Raw genomic sequence first — 16,264 nt, 5'->3', positions numbered from 1 at the left:
GTCACACCAGTCCCCGCTCCGCTCGAAAAGCCCCATTCTTCCTCGTCGGGCGGGAAGTTCGGTGGAGGGGAGGACGGGGGCCGGGCAGCCGGCGGGCTCAGAACACCACGAAAACCACCGCCGCCGCCCCCATGAGGGCGGCGGCGAGGTGCATCGCGGGGTGGCCGTAGTCCCCGTACCAGAGCTGGCGGGCGAGCCCGCCGAGGGCGGCCAGGGCGGCGATGACGCCGATCTGGGCTAAGAGGGGGACCGCCGTGAACGGGGCCAGGCTCAGCAGCACCGAGTTCAGCCAGAACGGTGCGGCGCCGGTCCAGCCCCGCCATTCCCGGATCGCGGACTGCATGCCCGGTTCCACCCCTTCGCACCGGCACGTCCGCAACCGGAGTGCCGTCCTCAACTCATCGGCTGTACAGCCTCCTTGGGGGCGGCGGCCGGGGCAATAGCGCGTTCGGCTAGAAAACCGAAGGCCAGGCCGAAAGTCGTCCACACCACTGCCTGGATCGCCAGTGAGGAGAGCCGGAACTGCCAGATCAGCGCCGCCGGGAAGTCCGCCGGCACCTCGTTGATCCCCGGCAGCAGCGCATACGCGATGCCGACCGCCGCCACGAAGGCGAGCGAGGCGACGACCGAGGCGTTCCAGTTCCCCAGGCGCGGCGCGAGCCGGCGCCCCAGGATCAGGGCGGCCGAGGCCAGCAGCACGCTCAGGGCGATCATCAGCAGGAACAGGGTGGTCCGCCGGACGACCGTGTCCGGGTCGCCGACCGCGGGGGGATTGGCGGGGTACTTCAGGAAGGGCACCAGGCCGACCGTGAGGAAGAGCCCGCCGCTGACCAGGGCGGCCGTGGCCCGGGGGCCGAAGCGGCCGATGCGGCCCAGGGCGAAGCAGAAGACGAGCGCGGCGATGCCGCCGAGCGCGACCCCGTAGAGCAGGGTGCCGGTGCCGAGGCCGGCCGTCGCCTGGAGAGCCCGGCTGACCGGGGCGGCCTCGGCGTGGTCGTGCCCGGCCGCGCCGGCCTCCTCGATGGCGATCGCCGCGTCCACCTTGGACTCGCCGAGCAGGTACGCGACGAGGAAGGCGGCGACGCCCGCGAGCAGGCCGGCCAGCATGCCCCGGACCAGGAGGACGCGGGGGGAAATCGTGTTCACGTGAAAGCTCCTTGCGTGATCAGCGGGGGATCAGCAGGAGATTCAGTGGCAGGGGAAGCCGAGCAGGTGGCGGCCGTCGTGCATCCACTCGTGGACGGTCTCGCCCTGGAAGATCGCGGCGGCACCCTGCTCGACGCCGACGAGGTAGAGCAGGAAGAGGGTCACGACGGCGGCGAAGGCGGCCCAGGGGGCCAGTGCGGAAAGGGAGATGGGGGCTACGGCGACAGGGGCCGAAGCGGGCACGGCGGAGTGGGCCATGGCGGAACCTCCAGGGGAACACGCGTCCCGGTCAGTGGTGCTCTCGTCGAAGGCGGGCGGGTCTGACTTCCCTCCCCCGTCGCCGCGGGAGGATTCACAGTGGCGCGACCGTGCCGGATTCTCACCGGTACTTCCGTCATACCTTCTACATGTCGTCCGAGACGGTAGCGTGCTCCTGGCTTGAACACCACGGCGTGTGGCCGCCGTCTCACGCCCCGGGCGCGCGCTTTACGCTCTTTTTTATGCCCCTGCCTCCTCCGGTGCGCCTGCACCTGACCACGCCCCCGCTCGACGAGGGCGCCCGCCAGGGACGTTTCGGGTACGCGGAACCCTGTCCGGGGCACGAGGGCCTGGCCGCGCCGGACATGGGCGCGTGGGCCGGCCGCACCCTGGACGAGGTCGCCGCCGAGGACCCGGACGCGGTCCGGCGCTGGCTCACCGACCCGGAGTTCGCCCCGCCCGGCGGCGGGGAGTCCGTGGCCGCGCTGATCACCCGCACGGGGGAGCACCTGGCGCGCCTGGAGCCCGGCCGGCACCACGCGGTGGTCGCGCAGGCCGTCGTGCGGGCGGCGGTGGTGTCCGCCCTGGAGCTGCCGGCGGCCGCGTTCTGGCGGCTCGACGTCCGCCCGGAGACCGTGACCGCCCTCAGCGGGCGCGCGGGCCGCTGGAACCTGCTGCTCGGGCGGCCCCGGGAATGACCGCCGGCCCGGACCCCGCGACGCGGTCCGGGCCGGAACGGGCCGGTCGGAAGCGGCGTTACGCCACGATCCAGTCGGAAGTGGCGATCACCGGCTGGACGCCGTCACGGTGGACGGTGCCCTCGATCAGGCCGTACATCCGGTCCGCCGCGAAGTAGACCTCGTTGTCGTTCTTGAGGCCGAAGGGCTCCAGGTCGACGAGGAAGTGGTGCTTGTTGGGCAGGTTGAGGCGCACCTCGTTGACCTTGGGGCAGTTGTCGAGCACCCGCTCGGCCATCTGGTTCAGGGTCTGCTGGAGCGAGTAGGAGTACGTCTCCGCGAAGGCCTCGAGCATGTGCTTGCGGACCTTCTTGTACGACCGGTCCCAGTCGTACCCGGCGTCTTCGGCGGCCGGCGCCGAGTGCGCCCAGCGGGAGGTGACCTTGGTGGCCAGGATGCGGTCGTACGCCTCCTGGAGGGTCGTGTACTTGTCCTTGATGTAGCCGTGGAACTCGGAGTTGGTCGAGTTCATCACGGTCAGGTCCTTCAGGCCCGAGATGACCTGGAGGCCGGTGGTCTCGCTGTAGGTGACCTGCGCGGTGCGCACCTCCTGGCCCTTGCGGACGAAGGAGTGCTGCTCCTTGCGCGTGGGGACGGGGATCCGCTCCCAGGCGTACTCCTCGATGCGGATCTGCGCCTCGCGGATCGGGGCCTGGGAGGAGACGAAGTGCTTGGCGAGCAGGATGCCGAAGGCCTCGGGGGAGGAGATGCCGTGTTCCTTGCCGAAGGCGTACACCGTGTTCTTGGTGGTGTCGGTCGGAGGCAGTTGGCGTTGTCGCCGGTGAGGTGGACGTCGCGGAACTCGCCGCGCAGCGCGACCGAGACGTTGAGGTCCCGGATCTCGTGCCAGGAGCCGTCGCCGCCCTTGCGGGTCACCACGACGATGCGGTTCTCGGCCTTGCCGTACTGGTTCTGGCCCAGGACGTGCTTGCTCATGCTGTCTTCCTTCGGGTACTCGGGAACACGGAGTCCGTTGTTCTGGATCCCGTACGCCCGGCGTCCAGCGCCCGCCCCCCGAGGGGACGTCCCGCTCCCCGCCGTTCGGCCCCGGAGGGACCGCCCCGGGACTGACGTGCATCCCGGTCCGTAGGTGCTGAGTCGTAACTGTTGTACGGAAGTACTGACGGGATTGCACCATGTGTGCGGTGGGTTGACCACCGCACGGAACCTCCGAACACCCGCCCCGCCGGATTGGGCGACCCGACAAGGGGCGCCCGGCGCTCCGGTTCCGGCCTGCGGCCCAGGCCGAGGCTCAGGCCGACGGCTCACGCACACGGCTCAGGCACGCGGCTCAGGCACGCGGCTCAGGCCATGTGCGCGTCCGTGACGGCGAGCGCTTCGTCCAGGACCGCCAGCCCCTCGGCCACGTCCTCGGCCGGGATGTTGCAGGGCGGCGCGACGTGCATCCGGTTCCCGGCGAGCAGGGGCCACAGGCCGCCCTTCTTCAGGGCCGCGCCGAAGGCCGCCATGGGCGCGTTCTCGGCGCCCGAGGCGTTGTACGGGACGAGCGGCTCGCGCGTACGGGCGTCCCGTACGAGTTCCAGGGCCCAGAAGGTGCCCAGACCGCGGACCTCGCCCACCGACGGGTGCCGCTCGGCGAGTGCGCGCAGGCCGGGGCCCAGCAGCTCGGCGCCGGTGCGGGCCGACTGCTCCACGACGCCCTCCTCCTCCATCACGTTGATCGTGGCGACGGCGGCGGCGCAGGCCAGGACGTGCCCGGAGTAGGTCAGACCGCCCGGGTAGGGGCGGCGGGCGAAGGTCTCGGCGATCGCGGCGGAGATGGCGACGCCGCCGAGCGGTACGTAGCCGCTGGTGACGCCCTTGGCGAAGCAGACGAGGTCGGGGGTGACGTCCCAGTTCTCGGCGGCGAACCACCTGCCGGTGCGGCCGAAGCCGACCATCACCTCGTCCAGGATGAACACGATGCCGTAGCGGTCGCAGATCTCGCGGACCCCCGCCAGGTACCCGGCCGGGGGCACGAGCACGCCGGGGGCGCCGCCGACCGTCTCCAGGATGATCGCCGCGATGGACTGCGGGCCTTCGAAGACGACCGTGTCCTCCAGATGGCGCAGCGCGCGCTCGCACTCCTCGGCCTCGGTGCCGGAGTAGAAGGGGGAGCGGTAGGGGAAGGGGCCCCAGAAGTGCACGACGCCGGCGGTCGCGGTGTCGTTGCCGAAGCGGCGGGCGTCCCCGGTGAGGTTGATCGCGGTGGTCGTGGCGCCGTGGTACGAGCGGTACGCGGACATCACCTTGGGCCGGCCGGTGTGCAGCCGGGCCATGCGGACGGCGTTCTCCACGGCCTCGGCGCCGGCATTGGTGAAGAAGATCTTGTCGAGGTCGCCGGGGGTGCGCTCGGCGATCAGGCGGGCCGCTTCGGAGCGGACGTCCACGGCGAAACCGGGCGCGACGGTACAGAGCTTTCCGGCCTGCTCCGCGATGGCGGCGGCCACCTTGGGGTGCTGGTAGCCGATGTTGGTGTAGACGAGCGCGCTGGAGAAGTCGAGATAGCGGTTGCCCTCGTAGTCCCAGAAGTACGAGCCCTCGGCCCCGGCGACGGCGAGGGGGTCGATGAGCTCCTGGGCCGACCAGGAATGGAAGACGTGCTTCCGGTCGGCGTCTTTCACGGTGCGGAGGGCGTCGGCATCTGTGTTCATATACCGAGGGTAGTTGTCCAGGATGTGGACAGGGGGGTGCCCGGAAGGCGTGGCGGGGCCGGGGTGGCGGCGGGGGGACTTGACGGATCGGTCCGGCCTTCCTCGACGGTGTGGCCGTGGCCGGATTAGCGTCGCCCGGGCCGGCCGCTCCACGGGGGAGAGTGGCCGAAAACCCCTGGTGGGGGCCTTTCGCGTGCCTTCGGGACCCCGCTCGGAAGGTGGCGGGAGGCCCCCGCCGGGACCCTTCCCTGCGCGGCGGGGCGCACTCCGGCGGGGTTCCGGCGCCGCTGTGGTGCCGCTGTGGGACGGCTGTGGTGTCCTGGTGGCCGAAACCGTGGGATTTGTCCCCCCTGGTCGGGGGTAGGTGCGGCGCCGAGGGGGCGGGTGAGGCCATAGACGGGAGTGCGCCGGTGGCGGAACAGACGCGGAGGCTGGTCCTGGGCGGAGCCACGGCGGGCGTCGTCACCCGGTGCCGGGACTTCACCCGGCACGCCCTCGCCGACTGGCGCTGGGCGCCGGGGACCGAGGCCGAGGAGGACGTGCTGCTGCTGGTGTCGGAGCTCGTCACCAACGCCTGTCTGCACGCGGGGGGACCGCGGGAGCTGGTGCTGCGCTACGGGCCGGGCGGCCGGCTGCGGGTGGAGGTGACCGACGACAGCCCCGAACCACCCAGGGCCCGGGCCACGCAGGACCGTTCCCGGCCCGGGGGGCACGGGCTGGTCCTGCTGGACCACCTGGCGCAGAGCTGGGGGTCCTCGCCGCTGTCCGATGCCGCCCGGCCGGGCAAGACGGTCTGGCTGGAACTGCCGTCCCCCGTTCCGGAGGGTTAGCCGACGCCGACGCCGACGCCGACGCCGACGCCGACGCCGACGCCGACGCCGACGCCGACGCCGACGCCGACGCCGACGCCGACGCCGACGCCGACGCCGACGCCGACGCCGGCGGGCGCCGTCAGGGTGCCCCCAGGCCGAGGCGGACGAGGCGGTCGCGGTCGGTGAGGATGTCCAGGGCGGTGATGAGGCCGTCCCGGACGGTGAAGGCCATGAGGGACACCGGCCGCCCCTCCGCGTCGAGGGCGAGCACCCCCGGGGTGCCGTTGACCAGCACCGGGCGGCCGTCCTGCGCGAACCGGGCGTAGGCGATCGCCTGGGAGGCCACCTTCCGGGCCCCCCGCAGCAGGGTGCCAGGCAGGAGCGTGCCGCCGTCGGAGCGTGCGGTGATCTCCGGGTGGAGCACGCTGACCAGGGCCTCCAGGTCCCCGCCCCGGGCGGCCGACAGGAAGGCGTCGACGACCTGCCGCACCCGGACCGGGTCGCGGTCCGGGGCGGGCGCCGCGCCCTGGACGCGGCGCCGGGCGCGGCTGGCGAGCTGGCGGGTCGCGGCCGAGGACTTCTCCACCAGCGGGGCGATGTCCTCGAACGGCACGGCGAACATGTCGTGCAGGACGAAGGCCAGCCGTTCGGCCGGGGCCAGGGTCTCCAGTACGACCATCAGCGCGATGCCGATCGAGTCGGCCAGCAGGACCTCCTGCTCGGGGTCGATCCGGCCGGGATCGCCGACCACCGGGTCGGGCAGCCGCAGCGGCCCGTCCGGCCCGTCGAGGGAGTCCTCGCGCCGGGTGGCGCGCGAGCGGAGCATGTCCAGGCACACCCGGCCCACGACGGTCGTCAGCCAGCCGCCCAGGTTCTCCACCGCGCTCACGTCGGAGCGGCTCAGCTTGAACCACGCCTCCTGCACGGCGTCGTCGGCGTCGCCGAGCGAGCCCAGCATCCGGTAGGCGACCGCCCGCAGGTGGGGCCGGTGTGCGTCGAACCGCCGCGCCAGATCGTCCTTCTCGTTCACCGTCACGTCCCCCGGTGCTGATCGTCTGCTCCGGCGATCTTCCGATCCCCCGGGGAACGCTAACCAGCGGTGCGCGCACGTCCCACCGGTAGGGCCGAGTTCGTCAGGTCAGACCCACTCGCGCTGGGCCGCGCGCAGGCCCGCCTCGAAGCGGCTGCCCGCGCCGAGACGTTTCATCAGCCCCGCCGTCATCCGCCGCACCGTGCGCAGGGACAGCCCCGGCCGGCGGCCTCGTCGGTGAGCCCGCTGCCCAGCAGTCCCAGATCTGGTCGAATAGTCCGGCCAGGCCGACGACCACGCCAGATTCGGTCAACTGGACGGCGCCCTTGCGGGTGTTCTCCGGGTCGGCCGGGACGATGACCGTCTTCCGGTCGAAAACGAGCATGCGCAGCGGCAGCGGCAGCGGCAGCGTCGGCACGGTGCGGACCTCGCCGCCCAGGTCGGTGAGCCATTCCGCGTACTCGGTGGTGACCGCGTCGTTGCGGACGCTGTCCAGGTGGACCGTGCGCATCCGGACACCACGGTCCAGGGAGTCGCGGTCGAGGGGTTCGCTCGCCTAGAGGCTCGCTCGTTCGCGGGCGAGCTCTACCTGGCGGCCGGGGCTGGATCTGAGGCACCGCCGGCTCCGTCCCGGGCGGCGGACGGCGAAGGCGCGCCCGGGAGCCCCGGGCGCGCCTTCGCCGTCGCAGGTTTCCGGCCACCCCGTCGGGGCGGCCGGGCGGGGGGTCAGGCCTTGCGGCCCGCCCGGATCCCGGAGAACGCGGTACCCGCCCACAGCACGGCCGCGCAGCCCAGGCCCGGCACGTAGCGCCAGGCCTCCTTGTCCGCACCCAGCACCAGGACGGCGAGGGCGGCGAGGCCGACGGTGGCCAGCATCGCGGCGCCCACCCAGCGCAGCATCGGGGCGCGCAGGGTCCGGGCGAGCGGGAAGAAGTGCGCGCCGACGACCAGGGCCGACCAGCTGAGCATCATCTCGGGGCGGTCCAGGGTGGTGCGTATGTAGTTGTTGCCCGCACCCAGGACGGCGACCTCGATCAGCAGCACGGTGAGGAACTTCGGGCCGCCGCCGCCCGGGGCCGGGGGCGCGCCCTTCACGCTCGCGGGGGTGCGCCGGGCCAGGAGGAAGAGGCGCACGACCGTGGCGGCGCTCGCGGCGAACAGGAGGGCCCCGGCCGCGAGGACGAACGGGCGGGCGGCCCCGTGGACCGCGGGCTGTCCCAGGGCGAACCACATCACGCCGAAGGCGGTGCCGATGAGCGATGCCCGGCCACCGTTCTTGAGCTGGTCCCGTCGGGTCCGGATGACGGGGCGGACGGCGGTCTTTTCCACGGGTGTTGCCTCCTGAGTGGGTGGGTCTTACATCTTCTCGTAGCGGGTGAACCGGCCCTCCCACCCAGACCGGTCGCGGCGGTCTACCGGAAGAATCCGGCCAGTTCGGCCTTCAGGATCTTCCCTGTGGGGCCCACGGGAAAGGCCTCGGTGAAAAGACGATCCGGCGCGGGTACTCGTACCGCGCCAGCCGTTCCCCGCTCCAGCGGGCGATCTCCTCCGCCAGCCGCGGATCCGGCCGCCCCGCGCTCCCCGGCCGGCAGCAGCCGGATCCGCCGCGGCTCGTCCGCCGCCGCGATGCCGACCTCGACGCCGGGGATCGGCAGACCGACCGTCCCCGCGCGGCGCTCGTGGCCCGGCTGGTGGTAACTGACGCTGGGCGAGGTCTCGGTGAGCCCGTACCCCTCGTATACGGGCGCGCCCAGCACCTCCTCGACCCGCCGCAGCACTGCCGGGGGCAGCGAGGAGCCGCCGGAGTAGGCCCGTTCCAGCGGGGGGCGCGGATCGCGCCCGGCCGCGTCCAGCAGGGCGAGGTACATGGTCGGGACGCCCATGACGACCGTGCAGCCGTGAGCGGTCATCAGCTCCAGCGCGCATGGGGCGCCAACCAGCGCTCCTCCTCGGTGGCCGCGGCCCTCGCCGCCCGGCGCGCGCAGCAGCAGCCGGCCCCGGAGGCCTTCCGTGCCGACGCCCCGGAACCCCGCCCCGAAGGCCTCCCGCTAGGGCTGCTGCGGCCCGGTGCCCTCCGGGACGGTGAAGATCCGGTCCAGGTGGTGGCGGAGCACGGCGACGGCCGACTCGGGACCGCGCTGGCCCACCAGGATGCTCGTGCCCAGGGTCGCCGCCATGGCCAGCAGGCTGACCGCCTCCGTCCGCGCGTCCGCTCCGGGGTCGGCCAGGCCCGCCTCCTGCGCGCCCGCGATCAGCCCGGCCAGGGCGTCCTCGGCGGCGTCCGGGTCGGCGATGAACGGCTGGGCGGCCAGTGCCTCGTCGGTCACGGAGAGGATCGCGTACGAGGAGTAGAGGAGGTGGAAGGTGCGGCTCTCCTCGTCGGTGGGCAGCGAGGCCAGGATCAGGGCCTCGGCGATCGCCCGCGGGCCCGGGGCCGGGCCCGCGGCGGCGAGGCGGGCGCCGACGCGGGCGGTGAACCGCTCGGTGAGGTGCCGGAGCCCGTAGAGGAGCAGCTTCTCCTTGGTCTCGAAGTAGTACTGCACCAGCCGCAGCGACACCCCGGCCTCGGCGGCCACGTCCCGCATGCCGACGGCGTGCAGCCCGCGCCGCCCGGCGACCCGGACGAGCGCTTCGGCGATCTGCCCGCGCCGTTCCTCGTGGTCCACGCGCTTGGGCATGTCCTGGTACCTCCACCGTCGTCGCAGTCCCCTTCATGGTACCGCTGTACCAACAATATGGTACGGTCGTATCACGAAGAACGGAACTGCAACGGAGGTGCCGCCGTGCCCGAGAACAGGACCCGCGTACGCCGTGACGTCGGCCGCTACGTCAACGACGAGCTCCGCGACCGCTACTTCGCCGCGGCCGACGCGCTCTACGCGATGGGCGCCCCCATCCGCTCCGAGACGGACGTCGAGACCAGCTTCGGCACCACGCACGTGTACCGGTACGGACCCGCCGATCCGGCGGCCGAGTCCCGCACGCCGGTCGTCCTGATCCACGGCTCCGGAGGCAGCTCCGCCCAGTGGTACCCCAACACCCGCGCCCTCAGTGCCGAACGCCCCGTCTACGCCCTCGACACCCCCGGCGATCCGGGGCGCAGCGTCCAGCGCGAGCCCATGTGGCAGCCCGAGCGCGCGGCCCAGTGGATGGACGAGGCCCTTGACGCGCTCGGCCTGGACCGGGTGCACCTGGTCGGCAGCTCCTACGGGGGCTGGCTCGTCATCAACCAGGCGCACCTGCGGCCGGGGCGGCTCGCCTCGGTCACCGCGCTCGACCCGGGGGGCCTGGAGAAGGTGGGTCTGCGCTTCTTCGTCTGGATCTTCGCCAGCCTCTTCGCCACCTTCGCCCCGAAGGCCCTGCGCCCGGCCCTCGCCAGATGGCTGGAGCAGCCGGTCCTGGTGGTTCCGGAGCTGCGCACGTGGATCCGGGCCGGGGTGCGGGCCTTCCGGATCCGCCGTCCCGCGCCGCTGCCGCTGTCGGACGCGGAACTGGGCTCCATCCGTACGCCGTTCTACCTGATCATGGGCAAGCGCAGCCTCCTGGTCCACCCGAAGCGGCAGCTGGAACGCGTCCCGCGGGTCATTCCCGGCGCCCGCGCCGAGATCGTGGCGGCCACGGGCCACGGCCCCCAGATCGACCACCCGGACGTCATCAACGCGCGGATGCTGTCGTTCATGGACGACATGGACACCCTGCAGCACTCGGCCGCCTGACGCGGCCTGCCCGGAGCGCCGCGCGGAACCTCAACCTCCGCTGTTTTCAAGCGGATTGGTGCACTCCGGGAGTGCACCTGTGTACGCCCATGGTTGTATGGCCGAGGCGGTGATCCACTTCCTAGGGTGGCGCCCGTGATCAATCTCAGTGGGCAAGTGATCGTCGCCAGGCCGGTGCAGGTCCTGGACGTCCGTTGGCACTCCCTCGCGGACATCGTCCGCCTCTGCTGGGAGGAAGCCCGTCCCGTCGTCCAGGTCGCGTTCCTGCTGCGGTTCGCGGTCGGCGTGGTGTCCGCGGGGCAGCTGCCGCAGTCGCTGGGGCGGCCCGTGCTCGGCACGGCCTCCCTGTGGTGCGCGGTGGTCTGCGCCTACCTGCTGAACGGTGTCACCGACGTCCACGAGGACCGGGTCAACGGCTCGCGGCGCCCGATCGCCCGCGGGGACCTCCCCGAGCGGACCGCCGCCCGGGGCACCGTCCTGCTGGCCTGCGCCGCCCTCCTCCTCGGCGGGCTCGCGGGGCCCGCGGTGGTCGCCTGGACGGCCGCCTTCCTGGTGCTGGGCTGGGCCTACTCGGCCGACCCGGTGAAGGCGAAGTGCTCCAGCGGGCGCTGCGCGGCGGTGGTGTTCGGGCTGGGCGCGACCGCCTACGGGGCCGGGGTCGCGGCGTCCGGCGGGGCGTGGACCGTGACGGGCGTGCTGGTCGCCGGGGTGATGTCGGCGTGGATGGCGCTGGTCGGCGCCGTGACCAAGGACCTGGGCGACGTCAGCGGTGATGCCGCAGGCGGCCGCCGCACGGTCGCGGTCGTCCGAGGTCCGGCCGCCGCCCGGGCCCTGGCCGTGGCCGGCGCCCTCGCCGTCGGCGCGGCCGCCCCGGCGCTGGCCCTGCTGTGGGCCCGGCCCGCCCTCACGGTGGCGGTGCCGCTGGCCCTGGGGTCGCTCTGGGTGGTCGTCCGGGTGTTGCGCGGGGCCCGCCGGGAGGGCGTGGGCCGCGCGGAACGGCGCGGTGCCTACCGGGCGTTCATGGTCACCCAGTACGCCGCGAACCTGACCGCGCTGGCCGGTCTGACCCTGGCGGGGTCCCTGGGGTGAACCCGCGGGTCCCTGGGGTGAACCCGCCCGCCCGACGATCACCGACCGCGCCGCACCAGCGGCGCGGTCGCCCGTTTTCTCAGCGCCCCTCCGGGAACATCTTGTTCAGCGCCTGCACCCGGGAGCTGATGCCCAGCTTGCGGTACGCGTTGTGCAGGTGCCGCTTGACGGTCGCCTCGGTGATCTCGAAACGCCGGCTGATCTGCCGGTTCGTCAGTCCCTCCCGGACCGCCTCCAGGATCTCCCGCTCGCGCAGGGTGAGCACTTCCAGGGCCTGCGGTTCGAGATCGGCCTGCTCCTTCAGCCCGGACGGCCCCGGCGGGCGTCCGGCGGGGCCCTCCGGCCGTGCGGCCTCCTCGTAGCCCCGGATCCCCTGGTAGAGGCGGGCCCCGGTGACCGTGCGGAACGTGGTGCTGATCTCCTGCTGCACCGAGTGCCGCTGCTCGGCCGGCAGCTGTTCCGCCGCCCGGGCGACCGCCTCCCGCATGGCCTCCCAGAGCACTTCCGCCGCCCGGACCGACTCGGACACCGGGATCCGCTGCGTGACGCGGTGCGCCCCGAGCAGCCGGGAGTACTCCCCGACCCCGCTGACCTCCGCCGGCCGGCCGGTCTCCAGCGACTGCGCGCACTCGGCCACGATGTTCTGCGCCTGGTAACGGCACTGCTGCCAGGCGTCGTCGCGGGTCGCCAGCGGGCTGCCGAGCCGCTGGAGCTCCGCCCGGTACGCCTCGATGACCGCGGGCGCGGCGGTCCGGAGCTGCTGCGCGGCTGCCTGACGACTCAACTCTCGCCCACCTTCCCCCGGAACTGCGGCAGGGCCTTCCGGTTCGACCCGCCGCGTGAACCCGGTGAAACTAACACCCTGGGGATCCGAGGGGAACGACCGTCCGAAGAATGAGAAAGCATCGGTCCGGCGCCCCCACCGCCACGGATTTCGTGGTTCGAGGAGTGCCGGACCGATGCATTTCGTCGTTACGGACTGGCCTGGACGGTGGCCCGGTCCGCTCAGGACGTCCTGGCCCGCTGGGTGACGACGATGCAGGCCAGGACGATGCACGCGGTCAGGGGCACGGCCGCGCCGATCTGCTCGCCCATCAGCAGCACGGCCCACAGCAGGGTCAGCAGCGGCTGCGCCAGCTGGAGTTGGCTCGCCCGGGCCACGCCGATGAGCCCCATGCCCTTGTACCAGACGACGAACCCGCCGAACTGGGAGACGGCCGCGATGTACGCCATGCCGGCCAGGGCCTTCGCCGTCAGGTGCACCGGCTCGTGCGGCAGCGCCCAGGCGGACACGGCGATGTTGACCGGCGCCGCCAGCACCACGCCCCAGGCGATGACCCGCCAGCCGGGCATGCGGGCCGAGAGCCGCCCGCCGAAGGCGTACCCGGCCGCGCAGACGACGAGGGCGCCGAAGAGGTAGAGCTCGGCGACCGTCGGCTTGCCGTGGCTCTGCGTGAGGGTGAAGGCGATCACGGTCGCCCCGCCGGTCAGCGCCGCGGCCCAGAACACCTTCGAGGGCCGGCGCCGCGTGAGGACCGCGGAGAACGCCGCCGTGGCCATCGGCAGCGCGCCGATGACGATCGCCGAGTTCGCCGTCGAGGAAGTCTGCAGGGCCAGCGTGGTGAGCAGCGGGAAGCCGACGGCGCAGCCGCCCGCCACCACGGCGAGCGCGGCCCAGTCGCCCCGGGCGGGCAGCGGTGCCCGCGTCACCAGAAGCGCCGTGCCCGCGATCAGGGCGGCGAGCACGCCGCGCACCCCGATGGCGCTCCACGGACCGAACCCGTCGAGGGCCCATACGGTGCCGGGGAAGCTGAACGAGAAGCTCAGCACGCCGAGGGCGGCGTAGAGGGTGCCGCGCGCCCCGACCGGGGCGGCTGCGGCGGCTGCGGCTCCGGCCGGGGCCTTGGCCTGCGCCTGTGCCCGGGCCGGGGTCTGCGCCCCGGCTGCCTCGGCCGCCGAGGGCTGTTCTGTCGTTGCCATGGTGGTCATCCGTTCTTGCGTTCTCGGGTGATGTCTTCCAGCCGTGCGGCGATGGCCCGCGCGAACCGGTCGGCGGAGCCCTCCGCGAAAGGCATGCTCAGCGACGGCTCACACACTTCGAGTTCGAGCAGGACCGGCCTGCCCTCGCCGTCGCGGATGAGGTCGACGCGGCCGTAGAGCAGCGGCCGTTCCAGGTCGAGCCGGGCCACCACCGCCTTGAGCGCGGCCGAGGCCACCGCCCGTTCGTCCGGGGCGGCGTCCCGCGCGGTGCGGGCGTCCTGCGTGGGCACGTCGACCGTGCCGTCGGGCAGGAGCAGCGCCCGCTTGCGGATGGCGTGACTGTACTCGCCGTCGAAATAGATCAGGTCGGTCTCGCCGTCCCGGTCGATGGCGTCCATGTAGGGCTGGATCAGCGCGTCGCAGCCCTGCTCCAGCAGCTTGGCGACGTGCCGGGTCGCCTCCGGCTCCTGCGCGCGGGAGAACCGCTGCACGTCGCGCGAGTAGGCGCCGACGGTCGGCTTCACCACGAACTCGGCCGCATCGGGATACCGTTCGAGGAAGGCCCGCAGGGCGGCGGCCGGCTCGGCCTCCGGTGCCACGAAACTGCTCGGCACGACGGGCACCCCGGCCGCGTCCAGATCGCCCAGGTAGCTCTTGTCGAGGTTCCAGCGGACCACCGGGAGCGGGTTGAGCAGGTGCGTCACGGCGGTGACGCGCTCGCACCACTGCAGGAAGCGCGGCAGCTGCTCGACGTAACTCCAGGGGGACCGCAGCAGCACGGCGTCGAAGGCCCCCCAGTCGATGTCCGGGTCCTCCCAGCTGCATATCTCCGCCCGTACTCCGGCCTTCCGGCAGGCCTCCAGCAGCAGCGGCATGTCGTAGTCGATCGGAAGGCTGGTCATGTCGGTGGCCAGGGCCACGTGGTTGCCCATAGATGTGCTCCATTGATGTACCGGGGGTTACCAGGGGACGGTTTCGCCGCGGTGCGTGTACGTGCCGGTGGGGCCGTCGTCGCCGAGCAGCGCCATCGCCACGCCCGTCCGCGCGCCGTCCGGGGCGGCGAGGTCGCCCTCGCCGTCATTGAGGCCGGTCCGGGTGTAGCCGGGGTGCACGGCGTTCACCTTGACCGGGGTGTCGCGCAGTTCGTAGGCGAGGTGCACCGTCCAGGAGTTGAGTGCGCTCTTGGAGGCGCTGTAGGCGGGCAGCGACTTGAACATGTCGCTGTAGGCGTAGGAGGAGGGATCGCCGTGCGTGCCGACGGACCCCAGCAGGCTGGACAGGTTGACGATGCGGCCGGCCGGGGAGCGCAGCAGCAGCGGCAGGAAGGCCCGGGTCACCTCGACGACGGCGAACACGTTGGTGTCGAAGGTCCGGCGCCACTGGGCGAGCGGCTGCTCCGAGGGCTTCCTGCCGTACTCCTCGACGCGGATGGCCGCGTTGTTGACGAGGATGTCGAGCCGGCCGTACGCGCGCTCCACCTCGGCGGCCGCGGCCCGGACGCTGTCGCCGTCGGTCACGTCGAGGACCAGGGGCTCCACCGGGAGGCCGTCGGCGCGCAGTTCCTTCACCGCAGCGGCGACAGCCTCACCGTCGCGCCCGGAGAGCAGCACGCGGACGCCGGCGGCGGCGAGCTGGCGCGCCGTCTCGAAGCCGATGCCGCGGTTCGCGCCGGTGACCAGCGCCAGTCGGTAGGGGTGGGGGGACATGTGTTGCCTCCGGAGTGCCAGAGCGTGCTGAGGAACGTCGCGACGGGCGGGCCGAAGCGGTCGATGTCGATGAGGAAGGCGTCGTGGCCCTCGTCGCAGTCCAGGACCAGGAACTCGGCGTCGGTACCGCCGGCGCGCAGGCCGTCGGCGATCTGCCGCTGCTGTCCCGGCGGGAAGAGGATGTCGGTCTCCACGCCGATGACCAGCGCCCGCTCCAGGCGGATCCCGGCCAGCGCCTCGTCGGTCGCGCAGCCACAGGACTCGCCCAGCTCGAAGCGGTCCATGCAGCGGCTGAGGTGCAGGTAGCTGTTGGGGTCGAACCGGCCGGAGAACTTCCGGGCATGGCTTTCGAGGTACGCCTCGACCTCGAACTCGGGGCCGAAGGGCACGTCCGGCGCGAGGCGCTCCCCGGCGATGCGGCCGCGGCCGAACCGGCGGTCCCATTCCCGCGCCGAACGGTAGGTCGTCATGCCCAGCTTGCGCGCCGTGAGCATGCCGCGGTGCGGGTAGTTCTCCGCGTCGTACCGGCCCCCGTTCCACTGCGGGTCGAAGCGGATCGCCTCGCGCTGCAGCGAGCGGACCGCCGTCGCGAACGGCAGTGAGCCCGCCGCCCCGCAGACGTTCAGGTGGGCACGGGCCAGACCCGGATGCCGGGCCAGCAGGGACAGCGCGCTCATCCCGCCCATGGAGGTGCCGATGACGCAGGCCAGCCGCTCGACGCCCAGGGCGCGCACGGTGTGCGCGGCGGCGTCGGCGATGTCCTCCATCGACAGTTCCGGGAAGCCGGGCCCGTAGGGCTCGCCCGTGGCGGGATCGACGGAGGCGGGCCCGGTCGAGCCCTTGCAGCTGCCCAGCGCGTTGACGCAGATCACGTACCAGCGGTCGGTGTCGACCGGCTTGCCCGGCCCGACCATGGCCTCCCACCAGCCCGGCGAAGGGTCACCGGGGTGGGAGGCGACGTGGCTGTCGGGGGAGAGGCCGGGGAGGACCAGGACCGCGTTGTCGCGTTCGGGGGTGAGCCGGCCGAGCGTCTCGTACGCCACCCGGGCACCGTTCAGGGTGCCGCCGCGCAGCAGGGGGAAGCCGTCGGGCAGAGCGGTGAACCGGGCGCCCGGGGGGACGAATTCCTGACTCAC

At 73.0% G+C, this 16,264-nt stretch carries 18 protein-coding genes and 1 pseudogene; 4 read left to right on the top strand and 15 right to left on the bottom strand.

Annotated features, from left to right (window positions below; genetic code table 11):
* Positions 1 to 97: 97 nt before the first annotated feature.
* From BX286_RS18140 to BX286_RS18130, 3 genes are read right to left on the bottom strand one after another with little or no spacing between them, the layout of a single operon-like run.
* Positions 98 to 343, bottom strand: a complete 246-nt coding sequence (locus BX286_RS18140) for a hypothetical protein (protein WP_079428430.1) — start codon at positions 341 to 343, stop codon at positions 98 to 100.
* A 50-nt stretch (positions 344 to 393) separates the two neighbouring features.
* Positions 394 to 1,146, bottom strand: coding sequence for a CbtA family protein (locus BX286_RS18135; protein ID WP_121015505.1), 753 nt, complete (start codon positions 1,144 to 1,146; stop codon positions 394 to 396).
* A 42-nt stretch (positions 1,147 to 1,188) separates the two neighbouring features.
* A complete protein-coding gene (locus BX286_RS18130) occupies positions 1,189 to 1,404 on the bottom strand; it encodes a CbtB-domain containing protein (RefSeq protein ID WP_079428426.1) in 216 nt (71 codons plus the stop codon).
* Positions 1,405 to 1,646: 242 nt separating this feature from the next.
* Between BX286_RS18130 and BX286_RS18125 the strand changes: the two genes are divergently transcribed.
* Complete coding sequence (locus tag BX286_RS18125; protein WP_398898647.1) at positions 1,647 to 2,102, top strand: histidine phosphatase family protein; 456 nt, start codon at positions 1,647 to 1,649, stop codon at positions 2,100 to 2,102.
* A gap of 58 nt (positions 2,103 to 2,160) precedes the next feature.
* Here BX286_RS18125 and pucL read toward each other — a convergent pair.
* Together pucL and BX286_RS18115 are read right to left on the bottom strand one after the other, a co-directional pair.
* Positions 2,161 to 3,077, bottom strand: a pseudogene (gene pucL, locus BX286_RS18120) (factor-independent urate hydroxylase).
* Between the two features lie 368 nt (positions 3,078 to 3,445).
* Positions 3,446 to 4,795, bottom strand: coding sequence for an aspartate aminotransferase family protein (locus tag BX286_RS18115; protein ID WP_121015503.1), 1,350 nt, complete (start codon positions 4,793 to 4,795; stop codon positions 3,446 to 3,448).
* 410 nt (positions 4,796 to 5,205) lie between these two features.
* Here BX286_RS18115 and BX286_RS18110 point away from each other — a divergent pair, with 410 nt between their 5' ends.
* Positions 5,206 to 5,625, top strand: coding sequence for an ATP-binding protein (locus BX286_RS18110; RefSeq protein WP_398898645.1), 420 nt, complete (start codon positions 5,206 to 5,208; stop codon positions 5,623 to 5,625).
* A 121-nt stretch (positions 5,626 to 5,746) separates the two neighbouring features.
* Here the strand turns inward: BX286_RS18110 and BX286_RS18100 are convergent, their stop codons facing one another.
* From BX286_RS18100 to BX286_RS18080, 5 genes are all read right to left on the bottom strand, one after another.
* Positions 5,747 to 6,637, bottom strand: coding sequence for a sigma-70 family RNA polymerase sigma factor (locus BX286_RS18100; protein WP_121017682.1), 891 nt, complete (start codon positions 6,635 to 6,637; stop codon positions 5,747 to 5,749).
* A 103-nt stretch (positions 6,638 to 6,740) separates the two neighbouring features.
* Entirely contained in the window at positions 6,741 to 7,148 is a 408-nt protein-coding gene (locus tag BX286_RS18095) for a hypothetical protein (protein WP_261993459.1), read from the bottom strand.
* A 215-nt stretch (positions 7,149 to 7,363) separates the two neighbouring features.
* Positions 7,364 to 7,966: a hypothetical protein gene (locus BX286_RS18090; protein WP_121015501.1), complete on the bottom strand. Its 603-nt coding sequence runs from the start codon at positions 7,964 to 7,966 to the stop codon at positions 7,364 to 7,366.
* An 83-nt stretch (positions 7,967 to 8,049) separates the two neighbouring features.
* Complete coding sequence (locus BX286_RS18085; RefSeq protein WP_315974743.1) at positions 8,050 to 8,547, bottom strand: AMP-binding protein; 498 nt, start codon at positions 8,545 to 8,547, stop codon at positions 8,050 to 8,052.
* A gap of 138 nt (positions 8,548 to 8,685) precedes the next feature.
* Positions 8,686 to 9,315, bottom strand: coding sequence for a TetR/AcrR family transcriptional regulator (locus tag BX286_RS18080; protein WP_100863363.1), 630 nt, complete (start codon positions 9,313 to 9,315; stop codon positions 8,686 to 8,688).
* 105 nt (positions 9,316 to 9,420) lie between these two features.
* On the opposite strand from BX286_RS18080, the gene BX286_RS18075 reads away from it, so the two are divergent.
* Together BX286_RS18075 and BX286_RS18070 are read left to right on the top strand one after the other, a co-directional pair.
* Positions 9,421 to 10,353, top strand: coding sequence for an alpha/beta fold hydrolase (locus BX286_RS18075; RefSeq protein ID WP_121015499.1), 933 nt, complete (start codon positions 9,421 to 9,423; stop codon positions 10,351 to 10,353).
* 135 nt (positions 10,354 to 10,488) lie between these two features.
* Positions 10,489 to 11,442: a UbiA family prenyltransferase gene (locus BX286_RS18070; protein ID WP_187344157.1), complete on the top strand. Its 954-nt coding sequence runs from the start codon at positions 10,489 to 10,491 to the stop codon at positions 11,440 to 11,442.
* A 79-nt stretch (positions 11,443 to 11,521) separates the two neighbouring features.
* Here the strand turns inward: BX286_RS18070 and BX286_RS18065 are convergent, their stop codons facing one another.
* From BX286_RS18065 to BX286_RS37460, 5 genes are all read right to left on the bottom strand, one after another.
* A complete protein-coding gene (locus tag BX286_RS18065) occupies positions 11,522 to 12,226 on the bottom strand; it encodes a LuxR C-terminal-related transcriptional regulator (RefSeq protein ID WP_079428410.1) in 705 nt (234 codons plus the stop codon).
* A gap of 221 nt (positions 12,227 to 12,447) precedes the next feature.
* Positions 12,448 to 13,422 (bottom strand): DMT family transporter, encoded by a 975-nt coding sequence (locus BX286_RS18060; RefSeq protein WP_121017681.1) that lies wholly within the window; start codon positions 13,420 to 13,422, stop codon positions 12,448 to 12,450.
* A gap of 5 nt (positions 13,423 to 13,427) precedes the next feature.
* A complete protein-coding gene (locus tag BX286_RS18055) occupies positions 13,428 to 14,354 on the bottom strand; it encodes a RimK family alpha-L-glutamate ligase (RefSeq protein WP_079428408.1) in 927 nt (308 codons plus the stop codon).
* Between the two features lie 27 nt (positions 14,355 to 14,381).
* Positions 14,382 to 15,077 carry an SDR family oxidoreductase gene (locus BX286_RS18050; protein WP_237293332.1) on the bottom strand — a complete coding sequence of 232 codons (696 nt, stop codon included), beginning with the start codon at positions 15,075 to 15,077 and terminating at the stop codon, positions 14,382 to 14,384.
* A complete protein-coding gene (locus BX286_RS37460; RefSeq protein ID WP_237292941.1) occupies positions 14,987 to 16,264 on the bottom strand; it encodes a homoserine O-acetyltransferase in 1,278 nt (425 codons plus the stop codon). Before BX286_RS37460 ends, BX286_RS18050 begins: the two co-directional genes overlap by 91 nt.

The sequence above is a fragment of the Streptomyces sp. 3211.6 genome, assembly GCF_003634815.1.
Classification (GTDB): Bacteria; Actinomycetota; Actinomycetes; order Streptomycetales; family Streptomycetaceae; genus Streptomyces; species Streptomyces katrae_A.
This window is presented reverse-complemented; position numbering and strand designations above follow the sequence as displayed.